10 protein-coding genes are annotated in these 15,895 nt (G+C 62.7%); 5 read left to right on the forward strand and 5 right to left on the reverse strand.

The genetic code is table 11. The annotated features are described in order from the left end of the window. Positions 1-266: 266 nt before the first annotated feature. Positions 267-4,085: a vitamin B12-dependent ribonucleotide reductase gene (locus AC1DX6_RS23025; protein ID WP_477317568.1), complete on the reverse strand. Its 3,819-nt coding sequence runs from the start codon at positions 4,083-4,085 to the stop codon at positions 267-269. Positions 4,086-4,817: 732 nt separating this feature from the next. On the opposite strand from AC1DX6_RS23025, the gene gltX reads away from it, so the two are divergent. After that, entirely contained in the window at positions 4,818-6,191 is a 1,374-nt protein-coding gene (gene gltX, locus AC1DX6_RS23030; protein ID WP_477317570.1) for a glutamate--tRNA ligase, read from the forward strand. Here gltX and AC1DX6_RS23035 read toward each other — a convergent pair. Further along, positions 6,109-7,329, reverse strand: coding sequence for a DUF2865 domain-containing protein (locus AC1DX6_RS23035; protein ID WP_477317572.1), 1,221 nt, complete (start codon positions 7,327-7,329; stop codon positions 6,109-6,111). The two genes, gltX and AC1DX6_RS23035, sit on opposite strands and share 83 nt — an antisense overlap. Positions 7,330-7,495: 166 nt before the next feature. On the opposite strand from AC1DX6_RS23035, the gene AC1DX6_RS23040 reads away from it, so the two are divergent. Further along, positions 7,496-8,116 carry a DUF1287 domain-containing protein gene (locus AC1DX6_RS23040; protein ID WP_477317574.1) on the forward strand — a complete coding sequence of 207 codons (621 nt, stop codon included), beginning with the start codon at positions 7,496-7,498 and terminating at the stop codon, positions 8,114-8,116. Between the two features lie 6 nt (positions 8,117-8,122). Here the strand turns inward: AC1DX6_RS23040 and AC1DX6_RS23045 are convergent, their stop codons facing one another. After that, positions 8,123-10,447, reverse strand: coding sequence for an NADP-dependent malic enzyme (locus AC1DX6_RS23045; protein ID WP_477317576.1), 2,325 nt, complete (start codon positions 10,445-10,447; stop codon positions 8,123-8,125). Between the two features lie 173 nt (positions 10,448-10,620). Continuing rightward, positions 10,621-11,400 carry an SDR family oxidoreductase gene (locus AC1DX6_RS23050; protein ID WP_477317578.1) on the reverse strand — a complete coding sequence of 260 codons (780 nt, stop codon included), beginning with the start codon at positions 11,398-11,400 and terminating at the stop codon, positions 10,621-10,623. Between the two features lie 119 nt (positions 11,401-11,519). Between AC1DX6_RS23050 and AC1DX6_RS23055 the strand changes: the two genes are divergently transcribed. Both AC1DX6_RS23055 and AC1DX6_RS23060 read left to right on the forward strand, forming a co-directional pair. Next, the gene (locus AC1DX6_RS23055; protein ID WP_477317580.1) at positions 11,520-12,335 is read left to right on the forward strand and encodes a UDP-2,3-diacylglucosamine diphosphatase; all 816 of its coding nucleotides are present in this window, start codon (positions 11,520-11,522) and stop codon (positions 12,333-12,335) included. Positions 12,336-12,462: 127 nt separating this feature from the next. Continuing rightward, positions 12,463-13,677 (forward strand): MFS transporter, encoded by a 1,215-nt coding sequence (locus tag AC1DX6_RS23060; RefSeq protein WP_477317582.1) that lies wholly within the window; start codon positions 12,463-12,465, stop codon positions 13,675-13,677. On the opposite strand, the gene dgcA is transcribed toward AC1DX6_RS23060, so the two are convergent. Next, positions 13,648-14,631 carry an N-acetyl-D-Glu racemase DgcA gene (gene dgcA, locus AC1DX6_RS23065; protein ID WP_477317584.1) on the reverse strand — a complete coding sequence of 328 codons (984 nt, stop codon included), beginning with the start codon at positions 14,629-14,631 and terminating at the stop codon, positions 13,648-13,650. The two genes, AC1DX6_RS23060 and dgcA, sit on opposite strands and share 30 nt — an antisense overlap. Positions 14,632-14,707: 76 nt before the next feature. Here dgcA and AC1DX6_RS23070 point away from each other — a divergent pair, with 76 nt between their 5' ends. Beyond that, entirely contained in the window at positions 14,708-15,895 is a 1,188-nt protein-coding gene (locus AC1DX6_RS23070) for an MlaE family ABC transporter permease (protein WP_477317586.1), read from the forward strand.

The following is a 15,895-nucleotide window of genomic DNA, read 5'->3' on the forward strand; positions in this document are numbered from 1 at the left end:
TTGTGGGAGAAGGTGGATCGGCGCGTAGCGCCGAGACGGATGAGGGGTGTTGGACGAAACGCAGAGTGAAAAGATGGAAGAATTTGAAGCGCTTATGTCTTCACGGTAGCGATCCTTCCAGCACCCCTCATCCGACCGAGCTTCGCTCGGCCACCTTCTCCCACAAGGGGAGAAGGGAAGACGCACCTGATCGCGACCCTCAAAACATTTCGGCCCGATCTTGCGACCGGGCCGATGATGTTGCGTTTTAGCGCTTCAGATTTTCCTCAGCTGCACCCGCTCGTGGCGCCGCAGGTGTCGCACTTCTCACAAGTCCCGTTGCGCACCATGGTAAAGTTCTGGCATTCGGAGCAGGAATTGCCGGTGTAGCCCTGCAGCAGCGACTTGGCGCGGCGGTCGGCGGCGAGTTTCTTTGCCTCGGCCGCTTCGTTCGCCGCGGCGTCAGTGAACAGCGCCGCGGTGGCGTCGGCTGCGGTATCGGAAGCAGCACCCACCGCTTCCTCGAAGGCGATGTCCTCGGCCAATTCCTTCGCCCGCTCCTCATAGTCGCGCTTGTAGCCGATCGCCTGGTCTGTCTTCAGCGCCGTTGCCGTGGCTGACGACAGCGCCAGTACGTTGGAGCCGGAAAAAGCGGCTGTCGGCGCTGAGCGGGCAGGGTTGCCCGCGGGAGCCGAACCGGCAAAGCCCTTCGGATCGTTGCCGGTCACGCGCGACACCAATTTCACCGGCGAGGCGCCACGGGTCAGGCCCTTGGAGACGGCGTCGGTCTTGCCTTCGCTGATGCCGCGACCAAGTGCGGTGTTGGAAAAGTCCGACTGGTCGACATGGGCGAGGTCGTTGCGGCCGAGATAGGAGATGGCGAGTTCCCGGAACACGTAGTCGAGGATCGACGTCGCGCTCTTGATGGCGTCGTTGCCTTGCACCATGCCAGCCGGCTCGAATTTGGTGAAGGTGAAGGCGTGCACATATTCGTCGAGCGGCACGCCGTACTGCAGGCCGAGCGAGATGGCGATGGCGAAATTGTTGAGAAGGCCACGCAGCGTCGCGCCCTCTTTGTTCATGTCGATGAAGATCTCGCCGAGACGGCCATCGTCATATTCGCCGGTGCGCAGGAAGATGGTGTTGCCACCGATCTTGGCCTTCTGGGTGTAGCCCTTGCGGCGTCCCGGCAGCTTTTCCTGCTCGCGCGACACACGCTCGATGATCCGCTCGACGATCCGCTCGGTGATTTGTGCCGCACGCGCCGCCGCCGGGGCCTGGATCAACTGCTCGACCGCATCGTCCTCGTCCTCCTCGCCATCGGCGAGCAGCGAGGCATTCAGCGGCTGCGACAGCTTCGAGCCGTCGCGATAGAGCGCATTGGCTTTCAGGGCCAGCTTCCACGACAGCATGTAGGCGCCCTTGGCGTCTTCCACCGTCGCATCGTTGGGCATGTTGATGGTCTTGGAGATGGCGCCGGAGATGAAGGGCTGTGCCGCAGCCATCATCTGGATGTGGCTGTTGATCGACAGCGAGCGCTTGCCGATCTTGCCGCAGGGGCTCGCGCAATCGAACACCGCGAGATGCTGTTCCCTAAGGAACGGCGCGCCTTCCAGGGTCATCGCACCGCAGACATGGATGTTGGCGGCCTCGATCTCCTTCTTGGAGAAGCCCAGCGCCGGCAGCATCTCGAACGAGAAATCGTTGAGCTGCTCGTCGGTGAAGCCAAACGTCTCCTTTACCCAGTCGGCGCCCAGCGTCCACTGGTTGAAGACGAACTTGATGTCGAAGGCCGACTTCAGCGCCGCATTGAGCGCCGCGATCTTTTCATCGGTGAAACCCTTGGCCTTGAGCGAGCCGGGGTTGACCGCCGGCGCCTGGTTCATGTTGCCATGGCCGACAGCATAGGCCTCGATCTCGGCAAGCTGCGCCTCCGAATAGCCGAGCGTGCGCAGCGCCTCCGGCACGGCGCGGTTGATGATCTTGAAGTAGCCGCCGCCGGCCAGCTTCTTGAACTTCACCAGTGCGAAGTCGGGCTCGATGCCGGTGGTGTCGCAATCCATGACCAGGCCGATCGTACCGGTCGGCGCGATCACGGTCGCCTGCGCGTTGCGGTAGCCATGCTCCTCGCCAAGCTCGATGGCGCGGTCCCAGGCAGCCTTGGCGTGCTCGACAAGCTCCTGCTGCTTGAGGTCGGAGGCGACCAGCGGCACCGGATTGACGGCGAGCTTCTCGTAGCCCTGCTTCTCGCCATAGGCGGCACGACGATGATTGCGCATGACGCGCAGCATGTTCTGCGCATTGCGGTCGTAGTCGGCGAAGGCGCCGAGTTCACCGGCCATCTCGGCCGAGGTGGCATAGGCGACGCCGGTCATGATCGCGGTGAGGGCGGCGCAGATGGCGCGGCCTTCGTCGGAGTCGTAGGGAATGCCCGAGGTCATCAGCAGGCCGCCAATATTGGCGTAGCCGAGGCCGAGCGTGCGGTATTCGTAGGACTGCTTGGCGATCTCCTTCGACGGGAACTGCGCCATCATCACCGAGATTTCGAGAACGATGGTCCACAGCCGCACCGTGTGCTCGTAGGCGGCGATATCGATCGTGCCGTCGGCGTTGCGGTAGGGCAAAAGGTTGATCGAGGCCAGGTTGCAGGCCGTGTCGTCGAGGAACATGTATTCCGAGCACGGGTTGGAGGCCCGGATCGCACCGGCCGAAGCGCAGGTGTGCCAGTCGTTCATCGTCGTGTTGAAATGCAGGCCGGGGTCAGCCGACGCCCAGGCGGCGTAGCCGATCTTTTCCCAGAGGTCGCGTGCCTTTAGCGTCTTCAGCACCTTGCCGTCCTTGCGGGCGGTCAGGTGCCAGTCGGCGTCTTGCTCGACGGCGCGCAGGAAATTGTCCTTCAGCGACACCGAATTGTTGGAATTCTGGCCGGAAACCGTGAGATAGGCATCCGAATCCCAGTCGGTGTCGTAGGTCTTGAACGACATCGAGGTGTAGCCCTGCTTGGCGAACTGGATGACGCGGTAGATGTAGTTCTCCGGCACCGCGTTCTTCTTGGCCGCCTTGATCTCGCGCTTCAGCGCCGTGTTGATCGACGGATCGAAGCAATCGTCGTCATGGCCTTCGCAATTGATGCAGGCCTTCATGATCGCTTCGAGATGCTTCTTGACGATCTTGGAGCCGGTGACCAGCGACGCCACCTTCTGCTCTTCATTGACCTTCCAGTCGATGAATTCCTCGATATCGGGGTGGTCGGCGTCGACAATGACCATTTTGGCCGCGCGGCGCGTCGTGCCGCCCGACTTGATGGCGCCCGCCGCGCGGTCGCCGATCTTGAGGAAGCTCATCAGGCCGGACGAGCGGCCGCCGCCCGAAAGCTTTTCGCCTTCGCCGCGCAGCATGGAGAAGTTGGAGCCGGTGCCCGAGCCGTATTTGAACAGGCGCGCTTCACGCACCCACAGGTCCATGATGCCGCCCTCGTTGACGAGATCGTCCTGCACGCCCTGGATGAAGCAGGCATGCGGCTGCGGATGCTCGTAGGACGACTTCGACTTGGTCAGCTTGCCGGTGAACGGGTCGACATAGAAATGGCCCTGGCTCGGGCCGTCAATGCCATAGGCCCAGTGCAGGCCGGTGTTGAACCATTGCGGCGAGTTAGGCGCGACGCGCTGCGTGGCCAGCATATAGGCGAGCTCGTCGCGGAAGGTGAGCGCGTCGTCTTCCGACTTGAAGTAGCCGCCCTTGTACCCCCAATAAGTCCAGGTGCCGGCAAGGCGGTCAAAAACCTGACGAGCGTCGATCTCGGAACCGTAGCGCTCGGCCTCCGGCAGCTTTGCCAGTTCCGCCTCGTCGGCGACGGAGCGCCACAGGAAGGAGGGGACGTCGTTCTCCTCGACCTTCTTCAGCCGTGCGGGAACGCCGGCCTTGCGGAAATACTTCTGCGCCAGGATATCGGCGGCAACTTGGCTGAACTGAGCCGGCACATCGATATTGTCCAAGCGGAACACCACCGAGCCATCCGGATTCTTGATCTCCGAAAGCGCCTTGCGGAATTCGATCTCCGCGTAAGCCGATTGCCCTTGCTTGGTGAAACGCCGCTCGATGCGCATTTGTCCGATCCCTTTTGTCTATATATAGCGCTTTCCCAAGGGGATTTCTTCCCCCAATAGTGAAACGCGCGGTCCGCCGTTTGCCGGCGTTCGAAAACAACCGGCTCTCCATTTCACAGTCTCCGCCGTCCTGCTGGTCAAAACTCCTTGCGAAGCGCCTGTCCAACTCTGCGACGAACCCTGCGGGTCCCTCAAAACTGATTTTTTGTCGATTCCCTCACCGGAGGGAAATTCACACTATCTAGTGTCGAACCTACCTGCAAACACTAAATATAGTATTAACAGACAATTTATTCCAGTCCGACAATTCGCCCTAATCACCCCCACGCCCCCACAATCCCAACGCTTCCGCCAGCCTCGTAAACGGGCGGAAATACGGGCAAAAAACGCACATAATCCGGGAAAAAGACCGGGCTCAGAACTTTCCGGTCGCGCTCTCAACAGGAACGCATGGCCTATAAAAGGCGACTCGTTTTGCGCCGTCAAGGATTCGTTTCTGAAGCTTTTATGACCCCAACATCTTGTGTGTCACATATGTGGATAACGGGGATAGAATGACGTTTTGAGAATCCCCGGTTTTGCCGGCGTGCCGTCGCCGATGGGCGATCTATCCGGTTCACGCCGGGCAGCCTTGGTCCACAGCCTTTTCATTTCGGCTGGCATGTTCTATGTCTGGCGCCTCGCGCGGGGGCGCGTCTTGTCAACCATAAAAGCATCCGTTACGCCCCGCTCATGACAGTTACCGTTCGTTTTGCCCCTTCACCGACCGGCCGCATTCATATCGGCAATGCGCGCACCGCTCTGTTCAACTGGCTGTTTGCCATGAACAACAAGGGCCGCTTCATCCAGCGCTTCGATGACACCGATAGTGCCCGCTCAAGGCAGGAATTTGCCGACGCCATTCTTTACGATCTGCACTGGCTGGGGATTTTCCCCGACGCCACCGAATACCAGTCGCGGCGTGTCGAGGTTTACGATGCGGCGGTCGAACGGCTGAAGGCGGCGCGCGTCCTCTATGCCTGCTACGAAACGCCCGAAGAGCTCGATCTCCGCCGCAAGGTGCGCCGTACGCGCGGCCTGCCGCCGGTGTATGGCCGCGAGGCGCTGACACTGACGCCGAGCCAGATCGCCGAATACCGCGCCGATGGCCGCCGGCCGCACTGGCGTTTTCTGCTGCCCAATTTCACCAACGATCCTCAGCAGCCAGAGCGCACAGAGGTTCATTGGATCGATTTGGTGCGTGGCGAAGAAACCGTCGACCTTGCCTCGCTTTCCGATCCAGTCCTGCTGCGCGAGGACGGCACCTATCTCTATACGCTGCCATCGGTGGTCGACGACATCGAGATGGGCGTCAGCCATGTCATCCGCGGCGACGATCACGTTACCAACACCGGCGTGCAGATCGCCTTGTTCAAGGCGCTGGGCGCCGAGCCGCCGATCTTCGGCCACCACAATCTGTTGACTACGGCTTCGGGCGAGGGGCTGTCGAAGCGCACCGGCGCGCTGTCTATCGAGAGCCTGCGCGAGGATGGCATCGAGCCGATGGCGGTGGCGTCGCTGGCCGTGCTTGTCGGCACCTCGGAAAATGTCGTGGCTATGCATGATATCAGGGAGCTTGCTGAACGCTTCGATCCGGCCGCGACGTCAAAATCCGCTGCCAAGTTCGATCCGGACGAGCTTTTCGTGCTCAACCGCACGCTGCTGCACAAAATGCCGTTTGCCGAGGCGCGCGACCGCCTGATTGTGCTCGGCATTTCTGGCGACAAGGCTGAAGCCTTCTGGCTGGCGGTGCGCGGCAATCTCGACACGCTGGCCGACGCCGTAGACTGGTGGCGCATCCTTGACGAGGGGCCGCAGGAGCCGCCGGAGTTTTCCGGTGAGGATCGCGCGTTTCTGGAGCAGGCGTTCGAATTGCTGCCTGAGGAACCATGGAGCGGCACGGTCTGGAAGGACTGGACCGGCAAAGTCAGGGAAGCGACGGGCCGCAAGGGCAAGGCGCTGTTCATGCCGCTCAGGCTGGCGCTTACGGGACTGCCTTCCGGGCCGGAGCTTGCAGATCTATTGCCGCTCCTGGGTCGGGAAGGAACGCTGGCCCGACGACCCTGACCTTGCGCTGATCCGGCGGCAGGGCCGACACTGGCGACGTCACAGGTTTCGCCGAAAGACGCTTGATCGCGTCGCGGTCGAGCCCGCCTTCCATATTGGCCAGCGTCTCCGGATCGGCGCCGGGATCAGGCTTGGCGACCGGCATCGGAACAAACGGCGTGGTCTCCGTATTGGCCTGCGACGGATCCGGCGGATTGCCGCCAATGATCTCGAAATTCTGCGCCGCATTGCAGCCGCAGGTCGGCGGGCGCGGTATGTTGGTCTGCTTGTAGAGATAGGCCCTAGGCAACTCGCTATACGGTCTTCCGGTCACCGACGATGTCATGTTGGCGGAATCGTCGTCCATGCCGCGTGAGTAGAAAACCTGCATTTCGGTGCCGGGGCAGGCCGATTCGCAATTCTTCTGGTCACGTTCGAAGTCGCTCAAAGAGGCTGCGTTCGACATGGGGAAGAAATAGCCGTCGCAGGTGCGCACGCAACTCGTGTGGAACTCGCCGCCGACGCTCGGGAAATCCGGGACGCCGGGCTGGTTGAGCACCCGGCGGATGTTGCGCTCCTCGCCGGGATCGTCGGGCTGGTCGAGCGTGTCTGAATCGAGTTGGTGGCTGCCGCCACCGAACAGCTGCTCGAACAGATTGCCGTTGCCCCCATCATTTCCGAGGCCATTGTCGCGGTTTGCTTCCTGGACGGGTGCGTGCCGTGGCGCAATGGTGTCGTCACGACAGTCATTGGCATCGAGCGCTGCCAGGATGCGGCTGCGATCGCGCCGCGAACCGCCGCCGGCGAGCCGTGCGCGCTTGGCCTGCAAGGCGTCGAGATTGGCATTCATGCGCTCGATGGTGCTGTTGAGCGCGGCGCATTGGTTGACGTTGCGGCTGAACAGCGAAAAGCCGCAATTGGCATCGCTCGCCCGGCCGCGGACCTTTGCAAGCTGTTCGCGCTGCCGATCGATGGCATCATCGTATCGTCGCAGTATCGCCGAACCGCCGCCGCCGCCATTTGAAGCGGCCGCAAGCTCGGCTTCCAATTGCCGGCAAACGCGCGAGGCCGCCTGCGGCTCGGTGACAGCGACGACAGACAAAGCCAGCGCGCCGAGCAGCGCAGCAAGGTGTGCCAGCTTCCACCCTCCGCCTATCATATGCCCAGAACTCCGCTTGCTTGCCTGTCGCGATGCTACCGGATTCGCGGTTAACCGTTCCCTCAATCTACAACCAAAGATGGTCTTAGCCCATTCCAGCGCTGCATGAAAAAGGCGTATTCGCCCGGGAGAACTGCCTGGGTCCAGTAGGGCTCGGAGGCTCGGCGTGAGCGCGATTACCCGTCGAACCGCACTGCAGTTCGGTCTTGTGTGCCTGGCGATGCCTGCCGCCATGGCGCAGCAGAAGCCCGACGCGCCGGATTGGCGCACCCGACTGGTTGACGCCGCCCGGGAACAGATCGGCATCACCACCCTCTACGATCCGACCTATGTCCGGCTGGGCTATCCCGGTGGCGATGTCGCGCCGGAGCGGGGCGTGTGCACAGATGTCATCGTTCGCGCCTATCGCCGCGCCTTCGGGCTCGATCTGCAAAGACTGGTGCATGAGGATATGGCGGCCAAGTTCGCCGCCTATCCCAAGACCTGGGGCCTGAAAGCGACCGACCGCAACATAGATCATCGCCGGGTTGGGAATCTCGCCGCCTTTTTCAGCCGGCGAGGTGTTTCCCTGGCGGTCAGCCAGGATCCCGCCGACTTCCAGCCGGGCGATCTGGTCACCCAGATGCTGCCCGGCAATCTGCCGCACATCGCCATCGTCTCGTCAGGTCGTTCAGCGGACGTGCCGGAAAGGCCGCTGGTCATCCACAATATCGGCGCTGGCGCCCGCGAAGAGGACACCTTGTTCGTCTTCAGACAGACCGGGCGTTACCGCTTCGCGCCCGCCTAAGGAAACTCAGCCCAGATCCACCACCGCTTGCGCCTTGTGGGCGGCTTCGACTACCGCCAGCGCCGTCATGTTGACGACGCCGCGCGAGGTCACCGACGGCGTCAGGATGTGGGCCGGCTTGTCGGTGCCGAGCAGGATCGGGCCGACATGCAGCGCGTCCATCATCGTGCGCAGCGCGGTGAGCGTGATGTTGGCGGAATCGAGATTGGGGAAGACCAGCAGATTGGCTTCGCCCTTCAACCGTGAATGCGGATAGACGCGCTGGCGCAGGTGCTCGGACAGAGCCGAATCTGCATGCATCTCGCCGTCGGACTGCAGGTCGGGCGCAATCCGCGCCAGGATCGCCGCCGCCTGGCGCATCTTCAAGGCGCTCGGCGAATCGCGCGAGCCGAAATCCGAATGCGACAGCAGGGCGGCCTTGGGCTCGATGCCGAAGCGCTGGATTTCTTCCGCCGCCAGCACCGTCATCTCGGCGATTTCTTCCGCCGTCGGGTCGACGGAGACATGGGTGTCGGTGAGGAAAATGATGCCACGCTGCGAAATCAGCATGGAAAGCGTCGACAGGTCGCGGTCCTTGACGCCCGCACGTGGGCCTATGACGAGCGTCACGTTGCGCAAATGCCGCTCGAAACGCCCTTCGAGGCCGCAGATCATGGCGTCGGCGTCGCCGCGTTTCAGCGCCAGTGCTGCGATCACCGTGTTGTCGGTGCGCACCATGGTGCGCGCGGCTTCCGTCGTCACGCCGCGCCGCCCGGCGAGTTCGATCAAGAGGTCGACATAGTGGCGATAGCGTGGATCGTCTTCGGGATTGATCAGGCCGAAATCGACGCCCGGCTTGATGCGCAGCCCGTAGCGTTTCAGCCTGACTTCGATGACATGCGGGCGGCCGATCAGGATCGGCTCGGCGATGCCTTCCTCCAGCACCACCTGGGCGGCGCGCAGCACGCGCTCGTCCTCGCCATCGGCATAGATGACGCGCTTGGCGCTCGACGCCTTGGCCGACGAGAACACCGGCTTCATCACCAGGCCGGAGCGGAAGACGAAGCGGTTCAGCTTGTCGATATAGGCGGCAAAGTCGGTGATCGGCCGTGTGGCGACGCCGGTCTCGCAGGCGGCCTTGGCGACTGCAGGCGCGATGCGCAGGATCAGCCTGGGATCGAAGGGCGAGGGGATCAGGAATTCAGGGCCGAAGATCGGCGTCTCGCCCGAATAGGCGCGGGCCGCGACATCCGACGGTTCTTCGCGGGCAAGGGCTGCGATCGCCCGCACCGCCGCCATCTTCATCTCTTCGTTGATGGCCTTGGCGCCGCAATCCAGCGCACCACGAAAGATGTAAGGAAAACAAAGGACGTTGTTGACCTGATTGGGAAAATCGGAACGCCCGGTGCAGATCATCGCATCCGGCCTGGCCGCCCGCGCGGCCTCCGGCATGATCTCGGGATTGGGATTGGCCAACGCCAGGATCAGCGGTTTTGGCGCCATATGCTGGAGCAGTTCCGGCTTCAGCACGCCGGCGGCGGAAAGGCCGAGGAACACATCAGCGCCCGGGATGACATCGGCCAGCGTGCGCGCCTCGGTGTCCTTCACATAGGGGTCTTTCCATCGGTCCATCTCGTCGATGCGGCCCTTGTAGGCGACGCCGAAACGGTCAGTGACCCAGATGTTTTCGACCTTGGCGCCGAGTGAGACCAGCAGATTGAGGCAGGCCAGCGCGGCGGCCCCGGCGCCTGAGGTGACGATCTTGATGTCCGAAATGGCCTTGCCGGCGAATTCCAGGCCGTTGAGCACGGCGGCGGCAACGATGATGGCGGTGCCGTGCTGGTCGTCGTGGAAGACGGGAATGCCCATGCGGGCCTTCAACTGCTCCTCAACCTCAAAACATTCGGGTGCCTTGATGTCCTCGAGATTGATGCCGCCAAAGGTCGGCTCCAGCGCCGAGATCGTCTCGACCATGCGCTCGATCCCCGGCGCGTCGATCTCGATGTCGAACACGTCGATGCCGGCGAATTTCTTGAACAGCACCGCCTTGCCTTCCATCACCGGCTTGGAAGCGAGTGGGCCGATATTGCCGAGACCGAGCACCGCCGAACCGTTGGTGACGACGCCGACCAGATTGGCCCGCGCCGTGTAGTCGGCGGCGGTTGCCGGATTGTCGCGGATTTCGAGGCAAGGAGCGGCGACGCCCGGCGAATAGGCGAGCGCCAGGTCGCGCTGGTTGCCGAGCGGCTTGGTCGCCTGTATCTCAAGCTTCCCCGGCGTCGGGTATTTGTGAAAGTAGAGCGCGGCTTCGTCGAGGTCCGACCGTGCCGTCTTCTTGCTTTCGCCTTCCATGCCGGCCTCCCTGCAATCCTGCTTTGAAGCCTTTTAGCATGCGGCAGCGATTTTTCGCGACGCCAAATGACGCATTCGCCGAATAGGCCGGTGAAGCGTCAAAAATCAAGTCATCTCAGAGGCTTGTGCTGAAATCCTGTTGAAGCGATCAGGTCGCGCTCCGCGCCGCGCGATCAGAACGCGCTGACATAGAGGCCACCATCCACCGGTATGTTCTGACCGGTGAGATAGCCGGCATGGACCGAGCACAGGAAGGCGCAGATCTGGCCGAATTCCTCCGGCGTGCCGAGCCGCTTGGCCGGAACGTCGGCGCTGATGCGGGTCTTGCGCGCGGCCGCCGCCGCCGGATCTTCCACGGTGCCGGCTTCATGCGGGCCGCGCAGCCGGTCGGTGTCGAGCTTGCCCGGCAGCATGCTGTTGATGGTCACGTTGCGGTCGACCACCGTGCGCGCCACACCGGCCAGGAACGAGGTCAGCCCGGCGCGTGCGCCGGACGACAGATCAAGGCCGGGGATCGGCACGTAGACCGACAGCGAGGTGATGTTGACGATGCGGCCAAAACCGCGCGCCGCCATGCCGTCGATCACGGCTTGCACCAGTTCGATCGGGGTCACCATGTTCTGGGTGACGCCTTCGAGGATCTTTGCGCGGTCGAGCTCGCGGAAATCGCGCAATGGCGGACCGCCATTGTTGTTGACCAGGATATCGGGGTCGGGGCAGGCGGCAAGCAGCGCCTTCTGCACCTCCGGCTTCGAGACGTCGCCGACGATTTCCGTCACTTTGACGCCGAATTTTTCGCGCAACTCCGCGGCGGTCCTGGCCAGGAGCTCGGCGTTGCGCCCGTTGACGACCAGGTCGCAGCCGGCCTCGGCCAGCGCCATGGCGCAACCGCGCCCCAGTCCCTTGCTTGAAGCGCAGACAATGGCCTTCTTGCCGCGAATGCCGAGATCCATGACGAAATCCTCCAATTGATCGGCGGCAAGCTAGTCCTTTGGCTGGACCAATCGCAACCGTCATACGGTTGTTGCATGAATCGGGGCATAGCCTGCGCGAAAGCAACGGTGACAAACTGATGTCTGGCCCAGAGCCCCGCACTTTCCGCAGCATGTTCATCTCCGATATCCATCTCGGATCGAAGGCGGCCAAGGCCGAGTTCCTGATCGATTTCCTGCGTCACCACGACGCCGATATCATCTATCTCGTCGGCGACATCGTCGACGGCTGGCGCTTGCGCAGAAGCTGGCACTGGCCGCAGAGCCACAACGACGTTGTCCAGAAACTGCTGCGCAAGGCGCGCAAGGGCGCCAGCATCACCTACATCGCCGGCAATCACGACGAGTTCGCCCGCCAGTTCCAGGGCGTGCATTTCGGCGGCATCGTCGTCGCCGATCGCGCCATCCACGAAACCGCCGATGGCAGGCGCCTGCTGGTCATCCATGGCGACCAGTTCGACACCGTCGTCCACAATGCGCGCTGGCTCGCCTATCTCGGCGACTACGCCTATGACGCGGCCATGCTGATCAACCGGGTGGTAACGCGGCTTCGCCAGTTGCTCGGCCTGCCTTACTGGTCGTTTTCGTCCTGGGCCAAGGTCAACGTCAAGAAGGCGGTGAACTTCATCGGCTCGTTCCAGACCATGTTGACCGAGGAAGCGCGCCGCTCGCATGTCGACGGCGTCATTTGCGGCCATATCCATCACGCCGCGATCGAAACCTACGAGGACGTGCAATACATCAACACCGGCGACTGGGTGGAAAGCTGCACGGCCGTGGTCGAGCATTTTGACGGCCACATGGAGATCATCCACTGGGCGCAGGTCCTGCCTGAAGCTCCGGATGAACCATTCATCCCGATGCTCATCGAGGACAGGGTGGTCGAGGCCGCCTGACGCGAAACACGCTGCGGATTGCGCGACCAATCGGTTGGTCCAGCCGGTTTCGTCCCGATTTTCTCCATGTTAAGGGGTCTGTACGTTGCTGGCCGGCCGGTCGAATGCGGCGTAATTGGATCGATTCATGTCCCTGCCGCCGCTCTCGCCCGAACAGCTCGTAAAACCGCGCCATTTCGAACTGCGCATGAGCCTGATCTTCGCGACACTTTTCCTGTCGCCGGGGACGCATCTGCCCTATTTCCCACTTTGGCTGCAGGCGCAGGGTTTTCATGCCCAGCAGATCGCCATCATTCTCGCAGCACCGATGTTTCTGCGCGTGGTGACGACGCCGTTGCTGACAGCGCTCGCCGACAGGGCCAGGGACCGCGCCAATGTCTATGTCGCGCTGGTGCTTGCGTCGCTGGTACTTTCCGCCGGCTATTTCCTGCCCGCCACCTACGCGATGGTGCTCGCCGTGTCGCTGGCGCTGACCATCGTCTGGACGCCGCACTCGCCGATCGCCGATTCGCTGGCGCTGTCGGGCGTGCGCCGCTTCGGCTCGAACTACACCTCGATGCGCAAATGGGGATCGATCTCCTATCTGTGCGCCAACGTTGCCGGCGGCTTCATCCTGGCGGCAACCGGGTCGCAAGCCGTTCCGGTGATCATATTCTTGGCGTTCAGTGCTCAACTTGGCGCCGGCCTGCTGGCGCCGCGCCTTGGCCGGCCCCGCCGCGCGTCGCCGCTTTCGGCCACCGACATCCAGCAATCCGCGCCAAAGCTGCTCAACCCGTATTTCCTGTATTTCTCCATCGGCGTCGGCGTCATCACCGCCAGTCACGCGTTTCTCTACGGCTTCGTGTCGATCTACTGGAAATCGATCGGCATCAGCGATTCGGTCGTCGGACTGCTATGGGCCTGGGGCGTCGTCTCCGAGGTCTGCATGTTCGTGATCTTCACCCGTGTTTTCGGGTCGTTCTCCGTGGTCTCGATCATGGCCATTGCCGGCATCGGCTCGGTCGTGCGCTGGATCGCCTTTCCGCTGATCTGGCCGCTCGGTCTTGGCATTCCAGGGTTTTTCGGTGTTCAGACATTGCACGCGGTTTCAGTGGCGATGGTGCTGATCGGTCTGCAGAAGATGATCGGCGAGACAGTCTCCGAAGAGCGCACCGGAGCTGCGCAAGGCATCGCCTATTTCTCCAACGGGTTCTTCATGGCCGTGGCAACGCTGGCGTCGGGTCCGCTCTATGACCACTTCGGCGTCGACGGTTTCTTTGCCATGATCCCGATCGCCCTGATTGGACTGGCGCTGATCGGCTTTGCCGCGCGCTCAGCCCCACAGCGCCGTAGCGGGCGGTGACACCATCGATCCCCGGTAGACGAGGCCGGGAGCGCGGTCGCGCGCGAGCAGCAGCGGACCGTCGAGATCCACGAAGTCGGCATCCTGCGCCAGCAGCACCGCCGGTGCCATCGCTAGCGATGTCCCGACCATGCAGCCGACCATCACACCAAAACCCAGTTCACGCGCGCGGTCGCGAAGCATGAGCGCGGCGGTCAGCCCGCCCGATTTGTCGAGCTTGATGTTGACGGCATCGTAAAGGCCGACAAGCGCGGCGAGGTTTTCTGCCTCATGCACGCTTTCATCGGCGCAGATCGGCACCGGATGCGCAATGTGACGCAAGATGCCGTCACGGCCGGCCGGCAGCGGCTGTTCGATCAGCGCAATGCCCAGTTCGGCGGCAAAAGCGAGATTTGCGACGATATTGTCGTCGGTCCAGCCCTCATTGGCGTCGAGGATGATGCGGCTGGCCGGTGCTGCGTCCCGGACCGCGCGGATACGGGGGACATCGTTGTCGCCGCCGATCTTGACCTTGAGCAGCGGCCGCGCCGCATTGGCGCGGGCCTGCGCCGCCATCGCTTCTGGTTCACCCAGCGACAGCGTGTAAGCGGTTTCGAGTGCGCGTGGCGCGGCGGTGCAGATTTGCGCGGCCACCGGCTTGCCGCTGATCTTGGCCTCCAGGTCCCAGAGCGCGCAGTCTATGGCGTTGCGGGCCGCACCCGCGGGCATTGCGCCCAGCAAGGCGGTGCGGCTGATCCCGTCCGCAATCGGCTTGCGCATGGCCTCGATCGCGTCGTGCACGCCCTCCATGCTCTCGCCATAGCGCTTGTAGGGAACGCATTCGCCACGTCCGCTATGGGCGCCGTCGCCGATCGTGCAGGTGATGACTTGTGCCTCAGTCTTGGAACCGCGTGAGATGGTGAAGGTCCCGGCGATGGGAAAACGCTCGGCCTCAACCGAAATGACACGCGCCATATTTTTCTGCTCCGGCTGTGCGACAAGCGTTGTCGGCAAATCGACAGGTCAGACCCGTCAGGCTAAACAGGACGCCATGTTGACTATCGGCAAACGCGACGCAAGCGGCACGGCCGCCAAGGAGGCTGACCGCGAGCCGCGTGTTGCGGTTGGCGAAGAAGGCAACATTCTCGGCTGCGCTTTCTCCGGCATCTGGACGACGCGCACCGTTGCGCTGGTCGACGCCGAAATGCGCAAGATCGAGAAACGGAACAATTTCAAGATTTTAGCGCTCGACCTTTCCAAGATCGAGAAGATCGATACTGCCGGCGCCTGGCTCATCGACCGGCTGGTCAGCGTCTTCGAGAAGAAGGGCGTCGAGGTCAAGATGCAGGGGCAAAGCGAGATAGCCTCGATCCTGCTTGGCGCCGTTGGCGAAGCTGTCCGGCGCGAGCCCGAATCGAGCCGCGTTCGGCCGCCCAACATCATCATTCGCGGGCTGGAGGCGGTCGGGCGCCGCGTCTATGAGATGCGCGACGATTTCCTCGCCTCGATGAACATCCTCGGCGCTACCATCGGCGGCGCGCAGATGAAGCTCGGCCGCGGCCATGCCATCAACCCGGCGGCGATCTTCAACCAGATCGATCGCATGGGTGTCGGCGCCATTCCGGTGGTTGTGCTGATGTCGGCGATCGTCGGCGCCATCGTTGCCCAGCAAGGCGCCTACCAGCTCAACTATTTCGGCGCCAACATCTTCGTCGTCGACCTTGTCGGCGTGCTGATCCTGCGCGAACTCGGCGTGCTGATGACCGCCATCATGATCGCCGGCCGCTCCGGCAGCGCCATCACCGCCGAGATCGGGTCGATGAAGATGCGCGAGGAGGTTGACGCGCTGAAGGTCATCGGCCTCAACCCGATCGGCGTGCTGGTCTTTCCGCGTCTGGTGGCGCTGGTGATCGCGTTGCCCTGCCTGACCATCGTTGCCAATTTCGCCGCCCTTGGTGGCGGCATCCTCGCCGCCTGGCTTTATTCCGGCATTGCGCCATCCGCTTTCATCGACCGGCTGCGCGGCGCCATCGATCTCAGCACCATTTTCGCCGGCCTAATCAAGGCACCTTTCATGGCCATGATCATCGGGACCATTGCTTCCGTGGAAGGCATGAAAGTCGGCGGCAGCGCCGAATCGCTGGGATTGCACGTCACTGCATCGGTGGTGAAGTCGATCTTCGTCGTCATCATCCTCGATGGGCTGTTCGCCATCTTCTACGCGGCGATCGAGTTCTGA

Source organism: Mesorhizobium sp. P2_C4 (genome assembly GCF_056404575.1).